Source organism: Dehalococcoidia bacterium (assembly GCA_035310145.1).
Lineage (GTDB): Bacteria > Chloroflexota > Dehalococcoidia > CAUJGQ01 > CAUJGQ01 > CALFMN01.
Genome location: DATGEL010000043.1, coordinates 20,745 through 44,352, shown reverse-complemented (window position 1 = coordinate 44,352; position 23,608 = coordinate 20,745). Strand labels below are relative to the sequence as shown.

Here is a 23,608-nt window from a genome sequence, read left to right as displayed (position 1 = left end):
AAATAGGAAATAGGGAACGGGAGGCGAGCGTTCCCAGGCCATGGCTTGCGGCCGCGCCGCGAAACGTGCGCGCCGCGCGATCCTACGCCCTCTATTCCCTATTCCCTGTTCCCTCGCTCGCCGTAGTCGGCGAAGGGCGCGTCGCGGCGGCGGATCGTCTCGCGGAAGCCGATCTCGCCAAAGCTCTCGCGCCAGCGCAGCGCCTCTTCCGTGTGGCGGGTGACGCCGTCGAAGAAGGTGCCGAGCAGTTGCGTGGTGCGCAGGCCCATGTTCTCGAACGCCTGGTTGATCAGGAGCTTGTTCAAGGCGAGCTGATTGGCGGGAATGTGCTGGAAGCGGCGGGCGTGGCGCTCCGTCTCCTCGGCCAGCCGCTCCAGCGGCAGGACGCGCGAGACGAGGCCGATGCGGTAGGCCGTGGCCGCGTCGATTGCGTCGCCGGAGAGTAAGAACTGCTTGGCGTGCTCCAGTCCCAGCCGGTAGACCCAGAGCATCGACGTGGGCGTGCCGTAGACGCGCGAGGGCGGGTAGCCGATGAAGGCGTCTTCCGCCATGAAGATCTGGTCGGCGCAAAGCACCAGGTCGGTGCCGCCGCCCAGCGCGTAGCCGTGGAGTTGGGCGATCACCGGCTTGGGACACTCCCATAGCTTCATGAAGCGGCGCATGTTGTGGCCCATGAACTGCAAGTCGCGCACCGGGTCCCAGGCGCCCGGCCGTGCCTCCGGCGAGGGCGCGTCGTAGAGCGGCCGGCGCGGGATGCGCTCGCGCGGGTTGAGGTCGTAGCCGGCGGTGAAGGCCCGCCCGGCGCCGCGCAGCACGATCGCCCGCACCTCGCGCGAGGCCGTCGCGGCGTCGATCGCATCGGCAAGGCCCTGGATCACCGCCTCGTTCAGCGTGTTCAGCTTCTCCGGCCGGTTGAGGGTGATGAACGCGAGCGTGTCGCGCTCTTCGTAGAGGACGGGCTGTTCGTCTGGCATGGCAACGCCTTTCTGAGGCTGCGTGCAGCGCCCGCATTGTGGCAGATTGCCGACACGAGGCGCGTGCCCGCGCACGTGACGGCTGCTACGATCGGGCGCGGTGCAGGAGAGGCGTGGCGATGGCAGAGGACGCGAGTGAGGGTGAGCGCAATTCGCGCTTTTCAGACGAGCTGCGGGCGCAGGCGGCGCCGCTCTGGCAGCGGGTGCACGCGCATCCCTTCGTGCAGGGCATGGCGGACGGCAGCCTGCCGCTGGTGGCATTCCGCTACTACATGGTGCAGGACTACCTCTTTTTGGTGGAGTTCTGCCGCGTGCTGGCGCTGGGCGCGGCCAAGTCGCACGAACTGGAGACGATGGGCCGCTTCGCCGGCCTGCTGCACGAGACGCTGCACACGGAGATGGCGCTGCACCGCGCCTACGCGGCGAAGTTCGGCATCGGCGAGGCCGAACTGGAGGCGGCCGAGCCCTCGGCCACGACGCACGCCTACACGCGCCACCTGCTGCACGCGGCGCAGGCCGGCACGCTGGGCGAACTGGCCGCGGCGCTCCTGCCCTGCCAATGGGGCTACGCGGAGATCGGCCAGGCGCTCGATCGTACCGCGCCGCAACCGCGCCACGAGCCGTACGGCGAATGGATCGCGGCCTACGCCTCGCCGGAGTTCGGGGCGCTGGCGGAGTGGCTGCGGGCGCTGGTGGACCGGCTGGGCGCAGAGGCCGGCGCGGCGGAGCGCGGCCGCATGGCGCGGCACTTTCTGCACAGCTCGCGCTACGAGTTCATGTTCTGGGACGCGGCCTACAGGCAGGCCGGCTGGCCGGTCTGAGCCCGCGTGCGCCGCTGTTCGCGGCGCGGCCTGCGTGCTGCGCGTGCAATCGTGTGCCATGATGGGTATGGCGCTGAGCGCGATCTGAGCGAATTGAGGAAAAACACCCGTGGCCGTCACGACACCAGCCGGGCCCATGCTGCGCACGGAGCTGACCAGCCGCCTCTTCCAGGTGCTGGCCGATCCGACCCGCCTGCGCATCGTGGAGCTGATCCTCGACGGCGAGAAGAACGTCAGCGAGCTGGTGCAGCTCCTCGGACTGCAGCAGGGGCGTGTTTCCACGCACCTGGGCTGCCTGCGCTGGTGCGGCTTCGTCACCACCCGGCGCGAGGGTAAGTACGTGTACTACCGCATCGACGACCCGCGCGTGCGCGAGCTGACGAAGCTGGCACAGGCGCTGCTGGCCGACCACGCCGGCGAGGTCGCGAGCTGCTTCCGCCTCAGTAACGAGGACGCGCTGTAAGCGCGATCACGCGGGCCCGGCCAGCGAGCGCTTGACAGACGCTCCGTTGTGCGTATCGTATACTCATAAATAGATATGAGTGATGCAAAGCCGACTGAGCACGCACGGCGAAGGAAGACCGGCATGCGCCGTACCCGCAGCACGGGCTGGTGGTTTTGGGCGTTGCCGGCTTTGGCCTGTATCCCTTGTCTGCTGCTGCCGGCCTTCATCGCCCTGGGAGCAGTGCTCGCCTCGGCGACCGGGGGAGTTCTGGGCGGTGTGCTCGTCGCCGGCGCCATCCTGCTCATGGGTGGCGGCCTGAGCGTGAGCGTGTATCTGTTCCTTCGGAGCCGCGCACGCCGCAACGCTGCCTGCTGCTTGCCGATCGCTGCTTTGCCGTCGATGACCGGGCCGCAGGAGCCAGCCGAAGAGCCCGTCAGCGAAGTGGCCCGATGACAGCGACTCAACACAGCCACTTCGACCTGGTGATCCTTGGCTCCGGCTCGACCGCCTTCGCCGCGGCGCTGCGCGCGGCCGAGCGGGGCAAGAGCGTGGTGATGACCGAGCAGCGCACGATCGGCGGCACCTGCGTCAACCGCGGCTGCCTGCCGTCGAAGAACCTGATCGAGGCGTCCAGGCTCGTGTACGATGCCGCCAATCCACGCTACCCGGGCCTCGCCGGCGCGCGCCTGCCCCTCGACTTTCGCGCCCTGATCGCCCAGAAAGACCAGATCATCCACGACTACCGGGGCAAGAAGTACGAAAGCATCATCGGCCCCGAGAAACGCATTGAGATTGTCGCCGGTGAAGCCCGCTTCATTTCTGACCGCACCGTGGCCGTCGCAGACCGGGTGCTCAGCGGGGAGCGCTTCGTGATCGCCACCGGCTCGCATCCGGTCACCCCGGATATTCCGGGCCTGGCTCAGACGCCCTTCCTGACCAGCGACCTCCTGACCAGCGACGAGGGCATGGAACTCACCGAGCTGCCCGCATCGCTGGTGATCATCGGCGGCGGCTACATCGCGCTGGAGCTCGGGCAGATGTTTGCCCGCTTCGGCACGGCGGTCACCATCGTCGAACGCAGCAGGCAACTGCTCGCGCACGGCTACGAGCCCGAGGTCGGCCCGGCTATCACCGACATTCTGCGCGACGAAGGGCTGACGGTGCTCACCAACGCGCGGGTCCAGGCGACCGAGCCAACGGAGGGCGGCGTCTCGGTGCACGTCCAGGTCTATGGGCGAGAACGCGTGCTGCACGCCGAGCGCCTCTTGCTCGCCGCCGGCCGGCAACCGAATACCGACAACATCGGCCTGGAGCAGGCGGGGGTTGCCCTCGACGAGCACGGCGCCGTCCGCGTCGACGAGTACCTGCAAACGAGCGTGCCGCAGATCTTCGCTGCCGGCGACGTGGTCGGCCGGGAGACCGGCAGTCAGATGGCGACGCCGGTCGGCGCCCACGACGGCGGCATCGCCGCGCACAACGCCTTCGCCGGCGCTGGTCAACGCCGGCGCGTCGATCACCGCGTGATCCCCCGCGCGATCTTCACCGACCCGCCGATCGCCAGCGTCGGCCTGACCGAGGCGCAGGCGATCGCGGCCGGCCATCCCTGCTGGTGCAACACGGTACCCATGGAGCTTGTCCCCCGCGCCGGCGCCATCCGCGACACGCGCGGCCTGATCAAGATGGTCGCCGACGCCGACACCTACGAGGTTTTAGGCGTCTCGATGGTCGGCGTCGCTGCCGGCGAGGTTATCCACGAAGCGGCGATGGCCCTGCGCTTCCACGCTTCGCTCGACGACTTCATCGACCTCGTGCATGTCTACCCGACGATGGCCGAGGCGCTCAAGATCGTCGCCATCTCGCGCTACAAAGACCCCGCGCGGCTCTCTTGCTGCGCCGAGTAGCCGGTTCACGCGCGGCACCGCGGTTGCATCCCGCTGGAGCAGGCCATGTCGTCCATCTCCCATCGACCTCCAACTATCCGCGCGTCACGGCGCAGGCTCACTCTCGGCCTCACCGCCGTGGGAATCCTGGTGGTGCTCGGCGTGCTGGTCCTGGGCTACGCCACCAACCGGGGCGGGCGCTCCAGCCATGCGGTAAGCGCAGCAGCCGGCTCGCCGCCAGGACGTGCGAGCGGCCCGGCGCTGAGCGTGCCCGACTTCGCCGTGTCCGCGGCGCCGTTTGTGGGCGGGCAGCGCTTCGTGCTCTCGCAGCACACCGAGAAGCCGACCGTGGTGTTCTTCATGGCCTCCTGGTGCGTGAGCTGCGTGCCCGAGGCCCGCGCGATCGCCCAGCTCCAGGGCGAGATGGGGCAGCAGGTCAACTTCGTCATCCTGGATATTGACCTCGGCGACAACCTGATCGGCCTGGAACACTTCTGGAAAGCGGCGTTCAGCCCCGCCAATCTCTGGGCGCTCGACCAGGGCAGCCAGGTATCCTCGGCCTACCACGTGAACAGCCTCGACACGACGATCGTCATCGCCGGCGGCAAGGAGGTCTCGCGCACGATCGGCTCACGTTCGCTGAGCCAGCTCAAAGAGACGCTCGCGGCGGCCGGGGTGCCGCGGTGAACCCGCTCGACCCCGCGGCCTATCAAAGCGCCGTCAGCGGCTGGCTCGTCGGATTGCCGCTGGCCTACGCCTTTGGCGCCGGCATGCTCGCCTCGGTCAACCCCTGCGGCTTTCTGATGCTGCCGGCCTACGCGACCTACTACGTCAGCACCGAGGACGCCGCACAGCGCACGACGGCTGCGGCCCGCAGCCTGCGGGCGGTGCAGCTGGGCCTGATCGCAACCATCGGCTTCCTTGCCGTCTTCGGTCCGCTCGGCCTGGTGATCTCGCTCGACGGCCATGCGCTCGTGCGGCTCTTCCCCTACGCCAGCCTCGTCATCGGCGCGTTGCTCATTGTCCTGGGGGTGAGCCTGTTGCTGACCCGGCGGCGGGTGTCGCTCGGCCTGGCCGAACGGGTGCGGCTGACACGATCCCGCAGCCCGCGCGGCGTGTTCCGCTTCGGCATCGCCTACGCGGTCGCCTCGCTGGGCTGCACGCTGCCCGTCTTCATCATCGTCGTGGGTACTGCCGTCAGCGCTCACAGCTTCATCAATGCGCTCGTCCAGTTCCTCAACTATGCGCTTGGCATGGGGCTGGTGCTCATGGTCGTCAGTGTGGGTGCGGCGCTTGCGCAAGGCGCCGTCACCAACCGGCTGCGACACGCCCTGCCGTACGTGGAGCAGACCGGGGCGGCGCTGCTGGTCGCCGCCGGGGTCTATCTCCTGTACGTCTGGTTCAGCCTCGGGCGCGTGCTCGCCTGAGCGATTGCAGAGGTTCCGATGACGGCCGTACTGCTCTACCGCCAACGCCACTGCGCCGCCTGCGCCCCCGTGGAACGCTACCTGCGCGAGCACGGCGTCGCCTTCACCCCCAGAGAGATCGACACGGACCCGGCGGCGATGGCCGAGTTTCTGACCTATGGCTACCTGACGACGCCGCTGACGGTCATCGCCGGCACACCGGTCGCGGGGTTTCAGCCGAAGCGCCTGGCCGAGCTGCTCGCATCACGGGCGGCCGCCGCAGAATGCACCCCGTAGAGAGGCTTCGATGGATACCATACCCATCCCCCAGGGAGACCTCGCCCTGCTGCAGGATCCAGTCGCCCAGTCGTTGCTCCGGTCCACGATCCCGGCCCGCCTGGCCTATGCGGCGTTGGACGGCACGCCGCGGGTGGTGCCGATCTGGTTCCACTGGACGGGCTCGGTGTTTGTGCTCGGCACGCCGCCCCGGGCGCCGAAGCTCAAGGCGCTGGCGCAGCACCCGCGGGTGGCGCTGACGATCGACAGCGCCGAGCCGCCCTACAAGGTCCTCTCCGTCCGGGGGACGGCGGCGGTCGAGCACCTCGACGAGGTGACGCCCGAATATGCGGCGGCGGCGCAGCGCTACCTCGGCGCGGAGCAGGGCACCGGCTGGGTCGAGCAGGTGCGCGGGATGGGCCTGGGCATGACGCGCATCACCATCCACCCCACCTGGGTGGGCGTGCTCGACTTCGAACGCCGCTTGCCCAGCGCGCTGGCTGACCGCGATGGAGCGCACGAAGCGGGACGGGGAGTTCGGTGATGTCGCGACGAGCACGGCTGCACATCGGGGACCTGGCGCGGCAAACCGGTGTCTCGGTCAAGGCCCTGCGACTGTACGACGAGCGCAGGTTGCTCCTTGTCGCCGGCCGCAGCGAGGCAAACTACCGGCTCTTTCCGCATGAGGCCGTGGCCTGCGTCCAGTGCATTCGCGCCATGCAGGCGGCCGGGCTGACGCTGCGCGAGATGCAAGCGATCGCCAGCGCTCAGTGCAGCAGTGCGAACCTTTCCGAGTTGCTCCCGCAGGCGTTGGCCCGGGCGATGGCGCGCCTCGACGAGCAGGCCGCGCAGCTTGAGGCCAAGCGCGCCCGCCTGCGGCAGAGCATGGCGAGCGTCGATGCGACCATCCGGCAGTACACCGCTTGACTCTCCCCCAAGGGGGAGGCTCGACACTCAGACCGTGCACAAACCAGCTTCATCGCTGGCAGGCAGTTCAACGGTGCACGGGAGGAGGTCGAGGTCATGAAGCTAGAGGAACAGGTGCGGCGCGGCGTAGCCGTGATCGGTCAGTACGACGAGTTCAAGCTGATACCGCCGCTGGTGCGTCTGCTGGCAGCCGGCGAGCCGGTGACCGTCGAGCAGCTTGCCGAAGCCGGCGGCTGGACGGTCGGCGAAGTGCGAGCGCAGCTCGCACGGCAGCCGAGCGTCGAGTGGGACGGCGCGGGCAGGATCGTGGGGTTCGGGCTCACGTTGCGGCCGACGCCGCATCGCTTCATGTTCGACGGCCGCACCGTCTACGGCTGGTGCGCCTCAGATATCCTGACCTTCTCAGCGCTGCTGAGCACCGACGGTGTGGCCGAGTCGACCTGCCCGGTCACAGGGCGACCCATCCGTGCCGAGCTGACGCCGGAGTCGGTCCGGCGGGTCGATCCGCCCCGCGGTGGTGTCCGAGGTGCGCCCCGAGCAGCGGGTCGCCGACGTGCGGGCCGAGATCTGCAGCCTCGGCAGCTTCGTCAGCTCGCGCGAGGTCGCCGCGGGCTGGCTCGCTGAACACCCCGAGGGGCAGCTCAACTCCGTGGAGGAAGACTTCGAGCTGCGCCAGCGGGTGCTGACAGAGCTCGGCTGGCTGCGCCGCTGACCGGCCGACATCCGGCGCCGCGGCGAGTCCCGCCGCGAGCCCCAAGAGTAGCCACAGGTGACGCTATCTACCTGGCTTGAGGAGCTACCATGACTACCCAGATGACTACTGCCCAGACGATCGCTGGCTCGCCGCCCGCCCTGGACGAGGTCGCGCCCGATCTCATAGCCGAGTTGGACGGCTTTTCCTCCGCGCCGGACCCCTACCCGACGTATGCCCGCTGGAGGCAGGCGTGGCCGGTGTCGCAGATGTTCGGCGCGGTGAACCTGCTCCGCTACGCCGACGTCGAGGCGGTGCTGCGCCACCCGCGGGTCAGCGCGGACGACCGCAACGCGCGGGCGCACCGGGAGCAGGTCGCGCAGCAGCGGCTTGCGCCGCAATACCTCTCACAGATGGACGAGCGCTCCTTCCTGCATCGCGACCCGCCGGACCACACCCGCTTGCGCCGGCTGGTGACCAGGGCGTTCACACCGCAGCGGATCGAGGCGCTGCGGCCGGACATCCAGGCCTTTGTGGACGCCGCCCTCGACACGGCGGCCGGCGAGGGCTGGATCGAGCTGGTCGACGCGCTCGCCTATCCTCTGCCGATCGCCATCATCTCGCGGCTGACCGGTATTCCCGCGGAAGACGGGGAGATCGTCGAGTCGTTGCAGCGTGCCCAGCTATGCTGCACGTTCGAGCCTGCCAGCGTGTTTGCGGTGAAGAACGGCGACGGCGAGACGAGCGCCACACAGGTCGAAGCCAACCGCATCCAGCAACAGCTCAGCCAGTACTTCGACGGCATGATCGCGCAGCGGCGCCGGCGGCCCGGATCGGATCTCGTATCCGCGCTGATCGCTGCCGAGGAGCAGGGTGAACGGCTCAGCCACGAGGAGATCAACGCGACGCTGCGCTTGCTCTTCATCGGCGGCTACGAGACCACGGTGAACCTGCTCGGCAACGGCGTGCTCGCCCTGCTGCGCTACCCCGACCAGCTCGCCGCGCTGCGGCAGAACGCCGCGCTTGCGTCGGCCACGGTCGACGAGGTGATGCGCTACGATGCGCCGTTCCAGTTCACGCGGCGCATCGCCCTGGACGACCTCGAGATCGGCGGCTACCGCATCGATGCGGGGACGACGATCCTGCTCTGGCTGGCCGCCGCCGACCGCGATCCGGCCCAGTTCAGCGAGCCCGATCGCTTCGACATTACCCGCGGCGATAACCGGCACCTCGCCTTCGGCACGGGCATCCATGCCTGCCTGGGCGGCCCGCTGGCTCGCCTGCAAGGCGAGATCGTGTTCGAAACGCTGGCTCGCCGATTGGTCGACCCGGCACTGGAGGCCGACCCGCCGGCCTACCTGTGCGACGTCTTTCGCGCCCTGCAGGCGCTGCCCATCGGCTTCCGTGCCGTGCGCCCCGCCGATTCCCGGGCAAGCTGAGGCGATCCGAGCTGCCGGTTGTCATCTGATCGGCAGGCCAGCGACCATCTCCCCGGCCAGCGCCTGGCGCTGGCCGGGGATCGCGCCGGCACAATGCTGCGTCGGCGGATAGCAACATCGGGCGAGGAATACCCAGGATGCGGCAGCACGCTGTGGGTCAGGGAGAGACCATGACGCTGGAGTCCAAAAACATACCGAACCGCTGGTGGAGAGTCAAAGGCGCGGGCCTCGGCGACGGTGAACTGGGCGTACTGCGCGCAATCCTGCACGGGTTTCTCGAGCGCGGACAGCCGCCGGCGCCGGCCGAGCTGCGCAGCGTAGCCGACGCGGCTGGCGTGGGCCTGGATACGGCGCTGGCCGAACTGGTCCGGCATGACATGCTGGTGACCGCTGCCGCCGACGGAGCGATCCTCGGCGCCTACCCATTTTCCGCTGTGCCGACTGAACACCGGGTGGCGATCCTGGGCCGGGCGACCGTCTTCGCGATGTGCGCCATCGACGCCCTCGGCATCCCATACATGGTGCAGCGGGCGGCGGCGATTACGTCGCGCGACGCGGCCACGAACGAGCCGTTGCAGGTCCAGATCGATCCAGTGACCGGGCGCGCGGCCGCGGACCCGCCGAGCGTGATCGTCTTTGCCGGCAGCAGCGGCGGTGAGGGCACGGCGGCCGCATGCCGCTGCCCGTTCATCAACTTCTTCCGCTCGGCGGAGGCGGCAGACGAGTACCTACGGGCTCATCCGGAGCTGGATGGCCAGATCCTCGCGCTGGACGACGCCGTAGCGTTTGGCCGGCGCGTCTTCGAAGACCCGGACGGCCTCGTGATGTCATGAGAGCGACGGCAGGGCTGGAACTACTTCCAGCTCTGCCGCTGGCTGCCGTCGCGCGCTGCACAGGGATGCGCTCACGGCTTACTGCTTGCTGCTTACTGCTTACTGCTTAATGAAGAGCGTCCCGCCGCTGACCTTGTCATTGAAGTTGAGCGCCCCCTGGACGACTAACCGAACTCCCTCCGCGTGACCGGGTGGGTTGGTGCCGAGATCGCAGTCCTGAGTCAGGATGCCATCGAACTGCTCGCCTGACGCCCCAACAAGGTGGACACGGAGAATAGCCTGCCCGCCGCTGAAGCTCGGCGGCAGGCCGAGACTGGGGTCGGAGCCGGTCGCGTCGAAGCTGAGGAGGTCAGTCGCCGTCCAGGTGCCTTTGCCGAGCACGGTGCTGCCGTGCATATGGACGAAGGTGCCGCCGCCGGAGGCCGTCTTGGGATGAATACTGAGCGTGCCCTGACCGCTCAGAGCAATAGTGTCGCCATTGGATGCCATGGCGACATCGGGACAGACGCTGGGGCCAAGGGCACAGATGAGCCCCGCTCCGAGCAGGTAGTGATAAGTCGCTGCCCCACTGTCTGCCCGAACGGGCGCGCGGGCGAGGGCGCCACCGAGCGCTAGAACGACTGCCAGGACCATGAGCCGGTACCGCATGAGGCTGCTCCTTCCTGCCGCTGCCCGGTTACGATCGCGTTTCGGCAACGCTCGTCGGTCGGAGCATCATACACCCTCATACACGGATGTGATGAGGTGAACGACATCGAATATCTTGCGAAGAAAGAGGGAGGGCAGCGTGCGAACGCGCGGGTTGTGTCCGCTCCTGGCGGGTTCGCACCGGGCAAGCGTCCCAGGCAGGGCGCTACAATCGAGGTGGCCATTGCCGTCGTGAGTACAGCGACGTACACACGCGCCTGACGCAAGGAGCCGCGCATGCCGCCGCGTTTCTGTGTCGGACCGAGCATGGCGACGGACTGGGGCGAGCAGGCGCCGCTCAGCCTGTGCCTGCTCCGGCGCGTCTTTGCCTACTTCCGCCCGTACTGGCGGCGCGCCCTCATCGTGTTCGGCTGCATCGGCGCCGGGGCCGGGCTGGGGTTGGCGCCCGCACTGGTCACCAAGGGTCTGATTGACTATCTGGCCCATCCGGACGCGGGCCTGCGGCCGCTGGCGCTGCTGGTCGGCGCCGGGGTCGGGGCAACGCTGCTCGGCGGCCTGGTGGGCGTGCTGCAGGAGTACCTGACGGCGACGATCAGCCAGGGCATCATGTTCGACCTGCGCGAGCAACTCTTCAGTCACCTGCTCGGCCAGTCGGTCGGCTTTTACACCAGTACCCGCTCCGGCGACCTGTTGTCGCGCATGAACAACGACGTGGGCGGCATCCAGGACGCCGTCGCCGAGACGGTCTTCGGCCTGGTCAGCAACGTCGCGACCGTCGTGACCACGCTCGTCTTGATGTTGATCTTGAGCTGGCAGCTGACGCTGGCGGCCTTCGTACTCATGCCGCTCATCCTGATCCCAAGCCGCTATGTGGGCCAGGCGACGTACCGGGCTCGCCGGCGCACCCAGGAGCAGCTCGGCGAGATGAGCGCCTACCTGCAGGAGGTGCTCGGCATCTCGGGCATGCTGCTGGTCAAGGCCTTCACCAAAGAACGCGCCGAGCACGCCCGCTTCCGCGTGCTCAACGCCGAGCTGCGGCGGCTCGAAGTGCGGCAAACGATGATTGGGCGCTGGTTTCAGCTGATGGGCACCGTGCTTATCACCCTGGGGCCGGGGCTCTTGCTCCTGTTCGGCGGCTACCTGGTGCTGCACGGCCAGGCCAGCGTCGGCACCGTGGTCAGCGTGATCACGATCCTCGCCGGCCGGCTGGCCGGTGCGGCGGGGTCACTCGGCAACACGTACGTCAACATCACCGGCTCGCTGGCGCTTTTTCAACGTCTGTTTGCCGTGCTCGACCTGCCGCCCGAGGTCAGCGACCAGCCGGAGGCCCGAACCGTGGCGCACGTGCAGGGTCGGGTGACCTTCGAGGGTGTAACCTTTGCCTACCCCGGAACTGTGCAACCGGCCGTCGCCGGCGTGTCTTTCCAGGTGGAATCGGGTCAGCTCGTTGCGCTCGTCGGCCCGAGCGGCGCCGGCAAAACGACGGCCACGTACCTGCTCGCCCGCTTCTACGACCCGCAGCATGGCCGCATCCTGCTCGATGGCGTGGACCTGCGCGCCATGACGGTGGAATCGCTGAGCCGGCAGCTTGGCATCGTCTTTCAGGATACGTTCCTGTTCCACGCCAGCGTGCGCGATAACCTGCTCTACGCCCGCCCCGACGCCGCCCAGGCTGAGCTGGAAGCGGCGACGCGTGCCGCCCAGATCCACGACTTCATCGCGTCGCTGCCGGAGGGCTACGACACGCTCGTGGGCGAACGGGGGCTTCGCCTCAGCGGCGGCGAGAAACAGCGGCTGGCGATTGCGCGGGTGATCCTCAAGAACCCACGGCTGGTCATCCTCGATGAGGCGACCTCGAACCTGGATACGGTATCGGAGCAGCTTATCCAGGCGGCGCTGCGGCCGCTCTTCGCCGGGAGAACGGCGTTTGTGATCGCCCACCGGCTCTCCACGGTGCTCGCGGCCGATCTCATCCTCGTCTTCGACCACGGCCGGATCGTTGAGCGCGGCAGTCACCACGAGCTGCTGGCGCAGGACGGCGTGTACGCGGACCTCTACCGCCGCCAGTTTCTGGGCGAGCCGGCGACAAAGCGCAAACTCGCCGGCGTGGCAGTGTAACCGGCCTCAGCCGAGGGGCGATGGACTGCTGGCGATACTATCCATTCTGCAATCCCTTGAGTCTGGCCAGCCCGGACGACCTGCTCGGCCCGCGCGACCTGTGCGCAGGCACGGTGAGTCTTCAGCGCGTGCTGGCGTATTCGTAATGCAGTCACCGGCCGCGGCTTGAACTAGCGGGCGACCGGACGCTGCTCCGCCTGCCACTCCGGCCAGCCGCCCTCAAGGCGGAAGGCCTCGTAGCCGTGGCGCCGCAGCAGCGCCACGGCTTCGTCGGCAAACAGGCAGTACGCGCCCCGGCAGTAGGCCACGATGGGCCGGTCCCGCGGCAACTCCTGCAGTCGCCGCGGCAGGTCATCGATGGGAACGGAGAGCGCGCCCGGCAGGTGGCCGTGCGCATATTCGACGGGCGGGCGCACATCGAGCAGCAACACCTCGCCCTGTGCGGCGAGCTGTTCCACCCTGTCACGGGCGTACGGCTGGGCGTCGGCGCCATCCACGGCGTACTCGTGTGCGATGGCTTGAACCTCGGCGAACTGTCGCTCCGCCACGGTCCGCAGCATCAGCCAGAGACGCAAGACATCCTCGCTGGCGAGGCGGTAGAGCACCCGGTTGCCGTCCCGCTCGGCCTCGACGAGGCGGGCGTTGCGCAGCACCTGCAGGTGCTGCGAGACGTTCGCAACCGACATCTCGGTCTCGGCGGCGAGCGCTTCGACGTGCCGCGGAGCCTGGGCGAGTAAGTCCAGCAGCTCCAGCCGCTTCTCGCTGGCCAGGGCGCCGCCCACGCGGGCGAACTGGGGATAGAGGCGGTTCTTAAAGGGGCGGTGGTTCATGGCCCCAGCATACGCTCCGGGGCGCGCTTTACTCCAGTATTCAATTAATGACTGGACTACTTGAATTGCTTATGCGATGCTCGACCCCAGAGCGAACCTGTTGCAGGCAAGGGTCGAGTATGGATTGCACCGTTCCCGTCCTCCGCCACGCTCGCGGATCCGCTCCGGTGTTGGGCCTGCGGGCCAACTGGCGGCAGTTCGCCCTACTCGTGGCGATCAACACCTTCGTCGGCGGCATGGTTGGGCTGGAACGCACGATCCTGCCGGCGCTGGCCAGGCACGACTTCGGCGTCGGCTCCAGTACCGTCGCCGTCTCCTTCATCGCCGCCTTTGCGCTGGCCAAGGCCCTGGCGAACCTTTTCGCCGGCCGGCTCTCGGCCCGCTTCAGCCGGCGGAGCCTGCTGATCGCCGGCTGGCTCTGCGGCTTGCCGGTGCCGTTCGTCATCATCTGGGCGCCGAGCTGGTCGTGGGTGATCGCGGCCAACGTCCTGCTCGGCCTCAACCAGGGCCTCGCCTGGTCGATGACGGTCAACATGAAGATCGACCTCGTGGGCCCACGCCGGCGTGGGCTGGCGCTGGGCTTCAACGAGGCGGCCGGCTATCTTGCCGTGGCCGGCGCCGCCTTCCTGAGCGGTGTGATCGCCGAGCACGCCGGCCTGCGCCCCGCGCCGTTCTATCTCGGCATCGCCTTTGCTGCCGGCGGTCTCGCCCTCAGTGTGCTGTGCGTGCGAGACACGACGCCGTTTGTCGTGGCCGAGGCTGCCGGGCACGCCGAGCGTGGGCCGGCGCCGTCGCTGCGGCAGTGTTTCGCGGAGACGACCTGGCGCCGGCGCCACTTGTTCGGCGTCAGCCAGGCCGGCTTCGTCAACAACCTCAACGACGGGCTCGCCTGGGGCATCTTCCCGCTCTTCTTCGCCAGCCACGGGCTGTCGATCGAGGGGATCGCCGTGCTCGCAGCGGCCTATCCCCTGCTGTGGGGCGGGCTGCAGCTGGGCACCGGCTGGGCGAGCGACCTGGTGGGTCGCAAGCCGCTCATTGTCGGCGGGATGCTGCTGCAAGGGGTCGCGATCGCGCTCGTGGGTCTCAGCGCGGACTTTGCCGGCTGGCTGGCCGGCGTTGTCCTGCTCGGCGTTGGAACGGCGATGGTGTACCCGACCCTGCTGGCGGCGATCGGCGACGCCGTTCACCCGCACGCCCGCGCGACCTCGCTCGGCGTCTATCGCTTCTGGCGGGATGCCGGAGCGCTGGCGGGTGCGGTGCTCGCCGGCGCCCTGGTCGATGCCTTCGGCTTCACGCCCGCGATTTACGTCATCGCGCTCTTGACCGTGTTCTCTGGCCTGGTCAGCGCCGGCGCCCTCGAGCAACCGTCGCGACGTGTCAGCGTCGCTCAGATGGAGGTCTCCACATGAATGTCACACCCTTCGTGCACGAAGGCCTGGGCAATAGTTCCTACCTGGTTGAGGTAGGCGACGGTGAGGCGATGGTGATCGACCCCGATCGTGCCATCGCCCGCTACGTCGCTGCTGCCGAAGCCCGCGGCCGGCGCATCGTCGCCGCGTTCGAAACGCACCTGCACGCCGACTTCGTCTCCGGAGCGACGGCGCTGGCGGCGGGCTCGGACGCCACGGCATACGTGCCGCATGGCGCCGAGGCCCGCTTCCCGCACCAGCCGCTGGCAGCGGGCCAGCGCGTTCGGCTCGCGGGGGTCGAGGTCGAGGCGATCGCCTCGCCGGGCCACACGCCCGAGCACCTGAGCCATCTGCTGAGACGGCCGGCCGGACCGCCGCTGCTGTTCAGCGGCGGCTCGCTGCTGGCCGGCGGCGCGGCCCGCACCGACCTGATCGCTCCCGAGCAGACGGAGGCGCTCACGCGCGCCCAGTACGCGACGATCACGACCGCCTTTGCGGCGCTCCCGGACGAGACGCTGCTCCTGCCGACGCATGGCGGCGGCTCGTTCTGCTCGGCGGGCGCCGGCGCCGAGCGCACGTCGACGCTGGGCCGGGAGCGAGCCTCGAATCTGCTGCTGGCCGTGCCCGACGTCGAGATGTTTGTGCGCGACTTTCCGCGGACCTTCCCGGCGGCGCCGGAGTACTTCTTTCGCCTGCGCGCGGTGAACCAGGCCGGTCCGCGCCTGCGGCGAGAGATCCCCCTGCCTCGCCCCCTTTCGCCCGAGACGTTCGCGGCGGCGAGCGGTGACGCGCTGGTGGTCGACGTGCGCCCCAAAGAGGCATATCACGTCGGCCACATCCCCGGCGCCCTGAGCATTCCCTTCCGCGATGCCTACGCCACCTGGCTGGGCTGGTTGACACCGGCGGAGACGCCGCTCCGGTTCGTGACGGACGGTGTGCCGCTGGAGCGGGTGGTGGACGAGTCGTTGCTGGTGGGCTACGAACGCTTCGCTGGCTGGCTGGACGGCGGCATGGCGGCCTGGGCCGCTGCCGGGCTGCCGCTGCGGCGCTCGCCGCTCGTGCAGGCCGCTGCCGCTCGTGCGCAGCTCCTCGCCGGTGCGCTGGCGCTCGACGTGCGGGAGCCGGGCGAGTATGCGGCCGGCCACCTGCCCGAGGCGCTGCACGTGCCGCTCGGCAGACTCGCCGGCGAGCTCTCCCGATTGCCGCGAGACCGGCCGCTGGTGGTCTACTGCGGCCACGGCGAACGTGCGGCCACCGCGGTGTCGCTGCTGGAACGGGCGGGGTTCGCCGGTCCGTTGCTGAACCTCGATGGCGGGATTGGGAGCTGGATCGCTGCCGGCCTGTCCGCGGCGTAACACCGCTTCGCCGCAACGGCTTCCAGTTCTCGGATAGGAAGCATCGCCCGAGCGTGTCCAGTCTGGCGCGGTAGCAGCCGTGCCGGCTACGTGGCGGGGCGTGCGCCCGTGCACTGCGGTATGCTCTTCACAGCGATGCAACCGCTGCAGTGGAGCGCGGCCGCCCATGACCCAGGAGCTTTCGCCGGACGAGAACCGCGACATCGACCTGCTGCTCGCCTCGCTGCGGGCGGACATGGCGGACACGCACGCCTTCTTGCAAGCGCTGGCCGTGCGGCTCGACGGCGCCCTGCCCGGCCAGGTCGAGGTCGAGCGGCACGGCGGCCTCTTCTCGCGCGACCACTCTGTGAAGCGCATCGCCCTGGACCTGGGCGAGCGGCGCTACGGCATCGCCGACGAAGGGCACGGGCGGCTGCGCGCCGAGCGCACCAACGTCGTGCGCAATATCGCGCTGAAGACCGAGCAGCTCGGCGTCGATGAATGGCTGCAGAGCCTTGCCGGCGACCTGGCCGGCATGGCGCAACGCAGCGGGCGCGGGCGTGAGGCGCTGGAGCGGCTGCTGCTCGGCCGCCCGCCGGAGGCCTGACGCCGCCGCGAGATCGGAGCAGGCACGCGCATGGCAGAGCCGAACGACGCCGAGCGGCCGGAAGACGCGGCCGCCTCGCAGGAGAGCGCGCAAGAGCTGGCCGCCGGGCAGTTGCCCATGGCCGCGCGCGGGCGCCTGCAGCAGGAGACGGGCGGCCGGCGCTTCTTCGCCACGGACCTTTCCGTCGCCGAGCTGCTGCTGATCGAGGCCGAGGGCTACGAGCCGCTGGGCGTGGTGATGGGCAGCAGCGTCTACCACGTCGGCTGGCAGACCTACGGCTGGAGCTGGTACGGCGGCGCGCAGGAGCTGCAGACCGTCACGCAGGCGCACATGCACGCCCGCGAGCTGGCGATGGGCCGCATGGAGCAGGAGGCAGCGGCGCTCGGCGCCCACGGCGTGGTCGGCGTGCGGCTCACGGCCGAGGGCTATGAGGGCGAGAGCGGCCTGCTCGACTTCAAGGCGATCGGCACCGCCGTGCGCCTGCGTGGGGCGCCGGCCCCGCCGCGGCCCTTCGTCAGCGACCTCTCCGGCGACGACTTCTGGACGCTGATGCAGGCGGGCTTTCTGCCGCTCGGCCTGGCGATGGGTTTCTGCGCCTACTACAACTTCCCGTATCAATACCCCTACGTCGCCGGCGGCATCTGGCGCTACGGCAACCAGGAGCTGCCCGAGTGGACGCGCACGCTCTACGACGCCCGCCGCCTGGCGATGCAGCGGCTGGAAGCAGACGTGCATCGTGCCGGCGCCACGGGCGTGGCCGGCGTCAGGATCGACGTGCAGAAGCACCTGCACGAGCGCGAGAGCAACAACACGCACTACCTGGCGCTGGTCGTCGATTTCTTCGCCATGGGCACGGCGATCGCGCCGGCGCGTCAGGCGTTCGCTTCCGGCCGGCCGCGCCCCGTGCTCGACATGATCGGCCTGGCGCGCCGCTCGGCCACCGAAGCCGAAGAGTTGCAGACGAAGTGATTGCACCCGCGATCATCGCGTAGGACGAACTGGCGATGCAGGCAACGGCCGCCGCAGCTCCGCCCTGGAGGAACGCATGACCACCAGCAACGAACCCGGTATGCCCCAGATTCCGGACGCCGCCCGCCAGCGGCTGGACGCGGCGCGCGCCGTTCAGGGCCGCCGCTTCTTCACCAGCGATCTCTCGGTCAACGAGTTTTTGCTGGTCAAAGAAGCCGGCTTCGACCCGGTCGGACTGGTGATGGGCAGCTCGATCTACCACATCGGCTACCAGTTCGGGCGCTGGTCCACCAACATGGAGCTGGAGAAGTTGACCCAGGCGATGTACGAGGCGCGCGAGCTGGCGATGGCGCGCATGGAGGAAGAGGCCGACGCGCTGGGCGCCGACGGCGTGATTGGCGTGCGGCTGGAGGTGGCGCGCCATGCCTGGGGGGAGCACCTGGCCGAGTTCATGGCGATCGGCACGGCGGTGATCGCGCAGAACGGCCAGAGCCACCGTACCGCGCAGAACAAGCCGTTCACCTCCGATCTCTCCGGCCAGGATTTCTGGACGCTGTTGCGCGCCGGCTACCGTCCGCTGGCGCTGGTGATGGGCAACTGCGTCTATCACGTCGCACACCAGGGGGTGATGCAGGCGATCAAGCAGATGGGCCAGAACCGCGAGATGACCAACTACACGCAGGGCCTCTACGACGCGCGTGAGCTGGCGATGGAGCGCATGCAGGCCGAGGCGCTGGAGGTGCAGGCGGAGGGGATCGTCGGCACGCAAATCACGGAGAACAGCCACGGCTGGGGCAGCCACGTGATCGAGTTCTTCGCCGTTGGCACCGCCGTCACCGCAACGTCTGCCGAACACCAGATCCAGACGCCGCAGATGGTGCTCAGCGTGAACACGTAGCCGCCGTGCGAACCATGAGGAGAACTGCCGTGGTCGAGCAGTCTGTACCCGAGCCGATGACGATCGATGAAGTCGGCGAGCGTTACACGAACAAATGGATCCTGATGGACGTGACCGAATGCGACGCGCGGGACGCGCCGGTTGCCGGCATTGTCCTTGCCATTGGCCGGAAGGAAGCGGACATCCAGGAGGCCACGATGAAGGCGCTCAGAGAGCCGAACCTCCACAGTCAGGGTACTATACCTTCCGCCCGGACCCGAGGGGGTCGCCATGATCGAAGCGACAATCCTTCGGGGCGCCCGCCGTGGCATCAGGAGGAAATAGCCTTGCCATCCACCGGAATCGCCACCGGAACGGCTTTCTGCTCAAACCGTGCAGGGCCGATATTACGCTCATCGGGAACGTACTGCCGTACCGGTTCGAGCTCATGCTGAACACCGGCCGGCCGCTGTCGGTCATCAGTCGTGAACTACGTGACCGACTCACCGCTTTTGGCTATCTTGACGAGATTTCATCGGAACTGTACCAGCTGCGGGGCGTACAGATGGATGGCCAGCAGGCGCCGCCGCTGATCGCCCGGGCAAGCCGAGGGCCGGCTTTGCTCGGTTTCGCCGGCATGCTCGGCCTCCAGTTCTTGGACGGCTTCCGCCAGATTCACTTCGACCGCGACACGCGCCTGCTGACCCGCATCGGCTGAGAGCGTGTCTAGAGGGCGCCGGCGGCCGGCCGGACGGCGCCGATCCGCGCCGGCGCGATGCTGCCGGCCCGCCGCAGCAGCACCATGCCGATGCACAGCCCCCAGAGGATGTACAGCGCGGGAGCAATCTGGCCCGCGGCAACCTCCGGCGCGAACAGCCCGTCGTGGGCGAAGGCCGCGCCGGCGACCAGGTGCGCGGCGCCGGTCAGCAGGCCGAGCCAGGCCAGCCAGTTGGGGAAGAGCCGCGAGCGCAGCATCAGCAGCGAGAAGGCGCCGACGTTCACCGCGGTCGGGAAGCCGCTGAGCGTGAAACTCAAGGCCGAGAGGTCCAGCAGCAGGCGCGCGACCGCCGGATCGCCGCCGGGGGTGCGGTAGACCAACCCCAGCGGGAAGAGCAGCCCCACGAGCACGGTGGCCACCCACCCTACGCCGCCTACCAGGCCAACGACGGCGATCACGCCTGTGCCCTCGCCATCGCCGCGCAGCAGCGCCGCCAGCCCGACGCTGACGCACAGCGCCAGCGCCAGCGCGAGGCCGGTGAGATAGATCGCGATCAGCAGGGCGTCGTGGTGGGCGGTGGCGTAGGCGATCACCTGCGCACCGCCGGCCGTGCCGCCGGGCGGATTGCCCTGCAACAGCATGGCGATCACGTAGAGGGGCACCGCGATCAGCGCCGCCAGCCCGGTCAGGCGGGCTACAAGTCGCTCGTTCATTGGCTCAACTCCTCTGCAGCGTCCAGCCCGTGGGTTGCCTGCTGCCGGACGAGGGGCAACGCGGGCAGCTCGGGTACCTCAATGTTTGACGGTCTCGGGAGCCGTCGCCGCATCGGCGTGCCGAAGGGAAGACCAACGGGCGATGCAACGTCCGATCGCCGGCGATGCGGCCGCCGCCTTCGGTGAGTTGCTGCGGCGCTTCCGCCTGCGGGCCGCGCTGTCGCAGGAGGCGCTGGCCGAGCGGGCCGGTCTCAGCGCCCGCGCGATCAGCGACCTGGAGCGCGGCATTCATCGCGCACCGTACGGCGACACGGTGCGGCTGCTCACCGAGGCGCTTGCGCTGAGCGCCGAGGAACGCGCCGGTCTCGAAGCGGCGGTCGACCGCCACCGCCGGCCCGCTGCCCCGCGGGCGAGCGGCGTGCTGCGTGGCGACCTGACGCCGCCGCTGACGTCGCTGCTGGTGGGCCGCGAGCGCGATCAGGCGGCGGTGACCCGCCTGCTGCGGCGCGCGGACGTGCGCCTGCTCACGCTCACCGGGCCGGGTGGCGTGGGCAAGACGTGGCTCGCCCCGCAGGTCGCCCTCGAGCTGGCCGACGACCTGGCCGGCGGCGCCATGAGCGTCGGTCTGGCCTCGCTGCGCGAGCCGGCCGAGCTGCTGCCGGCGATCGCTCGGGCGCTCGGCCTGCGGGATGAAGGCTCCGGCGTGGTGGCGGATGTGCTGGCCGCGCAGTTGCATGGGCGGGAGCTGCTGATTCTGCTCGACAACTTCGAGCACCTGCTCGGGGCGGCGCCGGCGCTGCCGCCGTTGCTGGCGGCCTGTCCGCGGCTCAAGCTGCTCATCACCAGCCGCAGCGCCCTGGGGCTGCGCGGTGAGCAGGAGTTCGCCGTGCCGCCGCTGGAGCTGCCGGCGCGCGCCGATCCGCGCCCGCCGGAGGCGCTGGCGCAGGCGCCGGCCATCAAGCTGTTCGTGCAGCGCCTGCAAGCGATCCAACCCGGCTTTGCCCTGACCGGAGAAACGGCGCCGCTCGTGGCGCAGATTTGCCGGCGCCTGGACGGACTGCCGCTGGCGATCGAGCTGGCCGCCGCCCGCGGCCGGGTGCTTTCGCCCGCGGCGTTACTGGCGCGGCTCGACCAGCGGCTGCCGATGCTGGCGGAAGGCGCCCGCGATGCGCCGGATCGTCACCAGACGCTGCGGCGCGCGATCGCCTGGAGCTACGACCTGCTGGCGCCGGCCGAGCAAGCGCTCTTCCGCCGCCTGGGCGTCTGCGCCGGCGGCTGCACATCCGGCGCCGCGGCTGCCCTCCGCGCCGCGGAGGGCCCTGGGGATGAGGCATCGACGCTCGTCGCCCTCGCCTCGCTGACGTGGCAAAGCCTGCTGCTCGCGGAAGCACAAGGCGAGGGTGAGCCGCGCTTCCGCATGCTGGAGACCGTGCGCGAGTTCGCGCACGAGCAGTTGAGCGCCTGTGGCGAAGCCGAGGACGCCGCCGGGCGGCACGCCGCGGTTTTCCTCGCGCTGGCCGAGGCCGCCGCCGAACCGCTGTGCGGCGGTAACTGGCTGCCATGGACGCGGCGCCTGGACGCCGAGCAGGACAACCTCCGCACCGCCCTGCTTCGCGCGGACGAGCGCGGTGATGTGGAAACGGCGCAGCGTCTCGTGGCCGCGCTTTGGCTCTGGTTCCAGCGCGGCCGCCTGCGCGAGGGGCGGCTGTGGACGGAGCGTGCCCTGGCGCTTCCCGCAGCGGATGTGCCGCTCGTCACCCGCGCGGCGGCCCTCTTCGCCGCCGGTGCGTTGGCGATGTGGGATACCGACTACCAGAAGGCGCGGGCAGCGATCGCGCGGAGCGTTACGCTGTGGCGCGAGGCCGGCGACGGGCGGGGGCTGGCGCGGGCGCACACCTGGCTGGGTATCTTGAGCGACCAGCAGGAGACGCTGCAGGAGGCCGCGGCGCTCGCCCGGCAGGCGGGCGACGACTGGTGCCTGGGCGTCGCGCTGCTGTGGCAGGGCTTCCGCATCACCATGGGGCCGCAGCCTTCGAGGGCACGAGCATGCTTTGAGGAGGCGCTGCCGATCGCCCGGCGCGTCGGCGAACCGTTCCTGCTCGCCAACGCGCTTGGCGATCTCGGGAGGCTTGAGCTGCTGGAGGGAGAGCCCGCCCGTGCCCGCGCAGGCTTCGCCGAGGCGCTGGCGATCGCGCGGCAGGGAGGCCACCGACGGGACATCGCGACCGGGCTCGCGAACCTGGGCGCCGTGGCGCTGCTGGAGGGCGACGGCGGGCGGGCGTCCGCGTGGTACAGTGACAGCCTGCGCACGACGCTGGGTCTGGACGAGCAGCCGTTGCCGGAGGATGCGGCCGAGCGGCAGGCGCGGATCGCCGCCGCGCTGCGCGCCGCCGGCGGGTTGGGGCGCTGGGGCTTCCACGCGCTCGAAGGACTGGGCTGTGCCGGCGTGCTCTGCGGCGAGGCGGAACACGGCGTGCGCCTGCTTGCCGCGGCCGGGGCGCTGCGCCGGCAGGCCGGCGATCCGGGGGTCGTCGGCCGCCGTCTGCTCACGGAACGGGCGGCGACAGCGGCACGGGCGGTGCTGGGAGAGACGGCGTATGCCGCCACCGGCGCCGCGGGGGCGCTGCTGAGTCAGCCGGGCGCCACCGTGCTGGCGCTCTCTGTGGCGGACACGCTCGCCGGCTTCCCGCCGGCCAGCCGCAGGTCTGCCGCCGAGGAACCGTAAAGTCATCGGCCGGTTGCGAGAAGGTCCCGTCGCGGTGCAGGAGGCGCAGTCGCCATGTTCGTCGCCGGCATGAGCGGGAGCGAGCTGGCGCTGGCGCGACAGGCGGGGCTGGAGCCGCTGGGTCTGGTCTACGGCGTGGTGAACCGCGTCTCGGCCGCGGGCGGCATCAACGTGGTCGGCGAGCAGCGGCGCAACGCGCAGGCGCACCTCGACGCCCTGCGCCTGGCCCTGCAACGCATGAGCGAGCAGGCGCAGAGCTTCGGGGCAGATGGCATCGCCGACGTGGCGATCGAGCTGCGCGTGCAGGTGGCGCCCGGCTCGCAGGTCATGCGCCTGATCGAGTGCCGCGCCGCCGGCACGGCGGTGCGCGATCGCGCGGCGCCCGCGGGATCGGTGCTCTGGACCGCCGCCCTCTCGGCATCGGAGATCTGGGCGCTGCGGCGGACGGGATACCTGCCGCTAGCGATCGTTGTAGGCTACGGCTCGATCTTCGCGAACGGCGACCGCTGGGCGGCGCGCCGGCAGATGCGCGGTCAGAGCGCCCGGTCAATCAACCGCAACATCGAGCTGAGCTGGATGGCCGAGGCGCTGCAGCAGGCGCGCCGTCTGGCGCTGGCCGGCATCGAGGCGGAAGCGCAGCAGGCCGGCGCCGCGGGCATAGTCGGTCTGGCGCTGGAGAAGCGTATACACCGTGCCGGCACGAACAGCCTGATCGTGGATCTGCAGGCGATCGGCACCGCCATCACGCCGCTGCGACGAGCGGCAGAACACCAGCTTCCCGCGCTCGTCATGGACATGACGGCCCTGCGCCGGATCGCGCTGCCGGCGCCGCAACACGCTGGAGTCGCTCGGTCTCCGGCCGCTGCAACGGCCGAGCCGCGCAGGGACGGCGAGCAGGCCGGATAGACCGCGCGCTTCCCAGCCCGCGTCCCTGATGCAGACGCTACGGGCGGCAGGAAGGCCCGCGG

General features: G+C 69.8%; 27 protein-coding genes. 22 read left to right on the top strand and 5 right to left on the bottom strand.

Translation table 11 applies throughout. The annotated features are described in order from the left end of the window. Nucleotides 1-98 precede the first annotated feature (98 nt). Nucleotides 99-974 (bottom strand): crotonase/enoyl-CoA hydratase family protein, encoded by an 876-nt coding sequence (locus VKV26_08710; protein HLZ69972.1) that lies wholly within the window; start codon nucleotides 972-974, stop codon nucleotides 99-101. 119 nt (nucleotides 975-1,093) lie between these two features. Between VKV26_08710 and tenA the strand changes: the two genes are divergently transcribed. From tenA to VKV26_08665, 9 genes are all read left to right on the top strand, one after another. Continuing rightward, nucleotides 1,094-1,795 (top strand): thiaminase II, encoded by a 702-nt coding sequence (tenA, locus tag VKV26_08705; protein ID HLZ69971.1) that lies wholly within the window; start codon nucleotides 1,094-1,096, stop codon nucleotides 1,793-1,795. A gap of 109 nt (nucleotides 1,796-1,904) precedes the next feature. Continuing rightward, nucleotides 1,905-2,258, top strand: coding sequence for a metalloregulator ArsR/SmtB family transcription factor (locus VKV26_08700; GenBank protein ID HLZ69970.1), 354 nt, complete (start codon nucleotides 1,905-1,907; stop codon nucleotides 2,256-2,258). A 123-nt stretch (nucleotides 2,259-2,381) separates the two neighbouring features. Then, nucleotides 2,382-2,693 carry a hypothetical protein gene (locus VKV26_08695; GenBank protein HLZ69969.1) on the top strand — a complete coding sequence of 104 codons (312 nt, stop codon included), beginning with the start codon at nucleotides 2,382-2,384 and terminating at the stop codon, nucleotides 2,691-2,693. Further along, a complete protein-coding gene (merA, locus tag VKV26_08690; GenBank protein HLZ69968.1) occupies nucleotides 2,690-4,141 on the top strand; it encodes a mercury(II) reductase in 1,452 nt (483 codons plus the stop codon). The genes VKV26_08695 and merA overlap by 4 nt, the downstream gene beginning before the upstream one ends. A 45-nt stretch (nucleotides 4,142-4,186) precedes the next feature. Further along, a complete protein-coding gene (locus tag VKV26_08685; protein ID HLZ69967.1) occupies nucleotides 4,187-4,807 on the top strand; it encodes a thioredoxin family protein in 621 nt (206 codons plus the stop codon). Further along, nucleotides 4,804-5,547 (top strand): cytochrome c biogenesis protein CcdA, encoded by a 744-nt coding sequence (locus tag VKV26_08680; GenBank protein ID HLZ69966.1) that lies wholly within the window; start codon nucleotides 4,804-4,806, stop codon nucleotides 5,545-5,547. The genes VKV26_08685 and VKV26_08680 overlap by 4 nt, the downstream gene beginning before the upstream one ends. Nucleotides 5,548-5,565: 18 nt before the next feature. Further along, nucleotides 5,566-5,823: a glutaredoxin family protein gene (locus VKV26_08675; GenBank protein ID HLZ69965.1), complete on the top strand. Its 258-nt coding sequence runs from the start codon at nucleotides 5,566-5,568 to the stop codon at nucleotides 5,821-5,823. Between the two features lie 10 nt (nucleotides 5,824-5,833). Then, complete coding sequence (locus VKV26_08670) at nucleotides 5,834-6,346, top strand: pyridoxamine 5'-phosphate oxidase family protein (GenBank protein ID HLZ69964.1); 513 nt, start codon at nucleotides 5,834-5,836, stop codon at nucleotides 6,344-6,346. Then, nucleotides 6,346-6,729: a MerR family transcriptional regulator gene (locus VKV26_08665; protein HLZ69963.1), complete on the top strand. Its 384-nt coding sequence runs from the start codon at nucleotides 6,346-6,348 to the stop codon at nucleotides 6,727-6,729. Before VKV26_08670 ends, VKV26_08665 begins: the two co-directional genes overlap by 1 nt. A 102-nt stretch (nucleotides 6,730-6,831) precedes the next feature. On the opposite strand, the gene VKV26_08660 is transcribed toward VKV26_08665, so the two are convergent. After that, a complete protein-coding gene (locus tag VKV26_08660) occupies nucleotides 6,832-7,071 on the bottom strand; it encodes a hypothetical protein (GenBank protein ID HLZ69962.1) in 240 nt (79 codons plus the stop codon). A 172-nt stretch (nucleotides 7,072-7,243) separates the two neighbouring features. On the opposite strand from VKV26_08660, the gene VKV26_08655 reads away from it, so the two are divergent. The 3 genes from VKV26_08655 (at nucleotide 7,244) to VKV26_08645 (ending at nucleotide 9,692) form a co-directional block, all read left to right on the top strand. Then, nucleotides 7,244-7,441, top strand: a complete 198-nt coding sequence (locus VKV26_08655; protein HLZ69961.1) for a hypothetical protein — start codon at nucleotides 7,244-7,246, stop codon at nucleotides 7,439-7,441. 89 nt (nucleotides 7,442-7,530) lie between these two features. Next, nucleotides 7,531-8,859, top strand: coding sequence for a cytochrome P450 (locus tag VKV26_08650; protein ID HLZ69960.1), 1,329 nt, complete (start codon nucleotides 7,531-7,533; stop codon nucleotides 8,857-8,859). Between the two features lie 170 nt (nucleotides 8,860-9,029). Then, the gene (locus VKV26_08645; GenBank protein HLZ69959.1) at nucleotides 9,030-9,692 is read left to right on the top strand and encodes an alkylmercury lyase family protein; all 663 of its coding nucleotides are present in this window, start codon (nucleotides 9,030-9,032) and stop codon (nucleotides 9,690-9,692) included. A gap of 99 nt (nucleotides 9,693-9,791) precedes the next feature. Here VKV26_08645 and VKV26_08640 read toward each other — a convergent pair whose 3' ends face one another. Then, nucleotides 9,792-10,340: a hypothetical protein gene (locus tag VKV26_08640; GenBank protein HLZ69958.1), complete on the bottom strand. Its 549-nt coding sequence runs from the start codon at nucleotides 10,338-10,340 to the stop codon at nucleotides 9,792-9,794. Between the two features lie 276 nt (nucleotides 10,341-10,616). On the opposite strand from VKV26_08640, the gene VKV26_08635 reads away from it, so the two are divergent. Continuing rightward, nucleotides 10,617-12,458, top strand: a complete 1,842-nt coding sequence (locus tag VKV26_08635; protein HLZ69957.1) for an ABC transporter ATP-binding protein — start codon at nucleotides 10,617-10,619, stop codon at nucleotides 12,456-12,458. Between the two features lie 170 nt (nucleotides 12,459-12,628). On the opposite strand, the gene VKV26_08630 is transcribed toward VKV26_08635, so the two are convergent. Further along, entirely contained in the window at nucleotides 12,629-13,288 is a 660-nt protein-coding gene (locus VKV26_08630; GenBank protein ID HLZ69956.1) for a metalloregulator ArsR/SmtB family transcription factor, read from the bottom strand. Between the two features lie 167 nt (nucleotides 13,289-13,455). On the opposite strand from VKV26_08630, the gene VKV26_08625 reads away from it, so the two are divergent. The 7 genes from VKV26_08625 (at nucleotide 13,456) to VKV26_08595 (ending at nucleotide 19,202) form a co-directional block, all read left to right on the top strand. Next, complete coding sequence (locus VKV26_08625) at nucleotides 13,456-14,697, top strand: MFS transporter (protein HLZ69955.1); 1,242 nt, start codon at nucleotides 13,456-13,458, stop codon at nucleotides 14,695-14,697. Further along, complete coding sequence (locus VKV26_08620; GenBank protein ID HLZ69954.1) at nucleotides 14,694-16,052, top strand: MBL fold metallo-hydrolase; 1,359 nt, start codon at nucleotides 14,694-14,696, stop codon at nucleotides 16,050-16,052. Before VKV26_08625 ends, VKV26_08620 begins: the two co-directional genes overlap by 4 nt. A gap of 166 nt (nucleotides 16,053-16,218) precedes the next feature. After that, a complete protein-coding gene (locus tag VKV26_08615) occupies nucleotides 16,219-16,638 on the top strand; it encodes a hypothetical protein (protein ID HLZ69953.1) in 420 nt (139 codons plus the stop codon). 30 nt (nucleotides 16,639-16,668) lie between these two features. Next, a complete protein-coding gene (locus VKV26_08610; GenBank protein ID HLZ69952.1) occupies nucleotides 16,669-17,607 on the top strand; it encodes a heavy metal-binding domain-containing protein in 939 nt (312 codons plus the stop codon). Between the two features lie 76 nt (nucleotides 17,608-17,683). Next, nucleotides 17,684-18,505, top strand: coding sequence for a heavy metal-binding domain-containing protein (locus tag VKV26_08605; protein ID HLZ69951.1), 822 nt, complete (start codon nucleotides 17,684-17,686; stop codon nucleotides 18,503-18,505). A gap of 29 nt (nucleotides 18,506-18,534) precedes the next feature. Then, nucleotides 18,535-18,939: a hypothetical protein gene (locus tag VKV26_08600; protein HLZ69950.1), complete on the top strand. Its 405-nt coding sequence runs from the start codon at nucleotides 18,535-18,537 to the stop codon at nucleotides 18,937-18,939. Beyond that, a complete protein-coding gene (locus VKV26_08595) occupies nucleotides 18,933-19,202 on the top strand; it encodes a hypothetical protein (GenBank protein ID HLZ69949.1) in 270 nt (89 codons plus the stop codon). Before VKV26_08600 ends, VKV26_08595 begins: the two co-directional genes overlap by 7 nt. Before the next feature lie 8 nt (nucleotides 19,203-19,210). On the opposite strand, the gene VKV26_08590 is transcribed toward VKV26_08595, so the two are convergent. Beyond that, nucleotides 19,211-19,915 (bottom strand): DUF4386 family protein, encoded by a 705-nt coding sequence (locus VKV26_08590; protein ID HLZ69948.1) that lies wholly within the window; start codon nucleotides 19,913-19,915, stop codon nucleotides 19,211-19,213. A 142-nt stretch (nucleotides 19,916-20,057) separates the two neighbouring features. Here VKV26_08590 and VKV26_08585 point away from each other — a divergent pair, with 142 nt between their 5' ends. Both VKV26_08585 and VKV26_08580 read left to right on the top strand, forming a co-directional pair. Then, complete coding sequence (locus VKV26_08585) at nucleotides 20,058-22,640, top strand: helix-turn-helix domain-containing protein (GenBank protein ID HLZ69947.1); 2,583 nt, start codon at nucleotides 20,058-20,060, stop codon at nucleotides 22,638-22,640. A 54-nt stretch (nucleotides 22,641-22,694) separates the two neighbouring features. Beyond that, a complete protein-coding gene (locus tag VKV26_08580) occupies nucleotides 22,695-23,546 on the top strand; it encodes a hypothetical protein (GenBank protein ID HLZ69946.1) in 852 nt (283 codons plus the stop codon). Nucleotides 23,547-23,608: the final 62 nt, after the last annotated feature.

What these genes read in the sequence shown, in the direction of transcription:
- VKV26_08710 (HLZ69972.1), bottom strand. Translation starts at nt 974, where the DNA reads ATGCCAGACGAACAGCCCGTCCTCTACGAAGAGCGCGACACGCTCGCG.
- tenA (HLZ69971.1), top strand. Translation starts at nt 1,094, where the DNA reads ATGGCAGAGGACGCGAGTGAGGGTGAGCGCAATTCGCGCTTTTCAGAC.
- VKV26_08695 (HLZ69969.1), top strand. Translation starts at nt 2,382, where the DNA reads ATGCGCCGTACCCGCAGCACGGGCTGGTGGTTTTGGGCGTTGCCGGCT.
- merA (HLZ69968.1), top strand. Translation starts at nt 2,690, where the DNA reads ATGACAGCGACTCAACACAGCCACTTCGACCTGGTGATCCTTGGCTCC.
- VKV26_08685 (HLZ69967.1), top strand. Translation starts at nt 4,187, where the DNA reads ATGTCGTCCATCTCCCATCGACCTCCAACTATCCGCGCGTCACGGCGC.
- VKV26_08675 (HLZ69965.1), top strand. Translation starts at nt 5,566, where the DNA reads ATGACGGCCGTACTGCTCTACCGCCAACGCCACTGCGCCGCCTGCGCC.
- VKV26_08670 (HLZ69964.1), top strand. Translation starts at nt 5,834, where the DNA reads ATGGATACCATACCCATCCCCCAGGGAGACCTCGCCCTGCTGCAGGAT.
- VKV26_08665 (HLZ69963.1), top strand. Translation starts at nt 6,346, where the DNA reads ATGTCGCGACGAGCACGGCTGCACATCGGGGACCTGGCGCGGCAAACC.
- VKV26_08660 (HLZ69962.1), bottom strand. Translation starts at nt 7,071, where the DNA reads ATGCGGCGTCGGCCGCAACGTGAGCCCGAACCCCACGATCCTGCCCGC.
- VKV26_08650 (HLZ69960.1), top strand. Translation starts at nt 7,531, where the DNA reads ATGACTACCCAGATGACTACTGCCCAGACGATCGCTGGCTCGCCGCCC.
- VKV26_08645 (HLZ69959.1), top strand. Translation starts at nt 9,030, where the DNA reads ATGACGCTGGAGTCCAAAAACATACCGAACCGCTGGTGGAGAGTCAAA.
- VKV26_08640 (HLZ69958.1), bottom strand. Translation starts at nt 10,340, where the DNA reads ATGCGGTACCGGCTCATGGTCCTGGCAGTCGTTCTAGCGCTCGGTGGC.
- VKV26_08635 (HLZ69957.1), top strand. Translation starts at nt 10,617, where the DNA reads ATGCCGCCGCGTTTCTGTGTCGGACCGAGCATGGCGACGGACTGGGGC.
- VKV26_08630 (HLZ69956.1), bottom strand. Translation starts at nt 13,288, where the DNA reads ATGAACCACCGCCCCTTTAAGAACCGCCTCTATCCCCAGTTCGCCCGC.
- VKV26_08620 (HLZ69954.1), top strand. Translation starts at nt 14,694, where the DNA reads ATGAATGTCACACCCTTCGTGCACGAAGGCCTGGGCAATAGTTCCTAC.
- VKV26_08615 (HLZ69953.1), top strand. Translation starts at nt 16,219, where the DNA reads ATGACCCAGGAGCTTTCGCCGGACGAGAACCGCGACATCGACCTGCTG.
- VKV26_08610 (HLZ69952.1), top strand. Translation starts at nt 16,669, where the DNA reads ATGGCAGAGCCGAACGACGCCGAGCGGCCGGAAGACGCGGCCGCCTCG.
- VKV26_08605 (HLZ69951.1), top strand. Translation starts at nt 17,684, where the DNA reads ATGACCACCAGCAACGAACCCGGTATGCCCCAGATTCCGGACGCCGCC.
- VKV26_08595 (HLZ69949.1), top strand. Translation starts at nt 18,933, where the DNA reads ATGCTGAACACCGGCCGGCCGCTGTCGGTCATCAGTCGTGAACTACGT.
- VKV26_08590 (HLZ69948.1), bottom strand. Translation starts at nt 19,915, where the DNA reads ATGAACGAGCGACTTGTAGCCCGCCTGACCGGGCTGGCGGCGCTGATC.
- VKV26_08585 (HLZ69947.1), top strand. Translation starts at nt 20,058, where the DNA reads ATGCAACGTCCGATCGCCGGCGATGCGGCCGCCGCCTTCGGTGAGTTG.
- VKV26_08580 (HLZ69946.1), top strand. Translation starts at nt 22,695, where the DNA reads ATGTTCGTCGCCGGCATGAGCGGGAGCGAGCTGGCGCTGGCGCGACAG.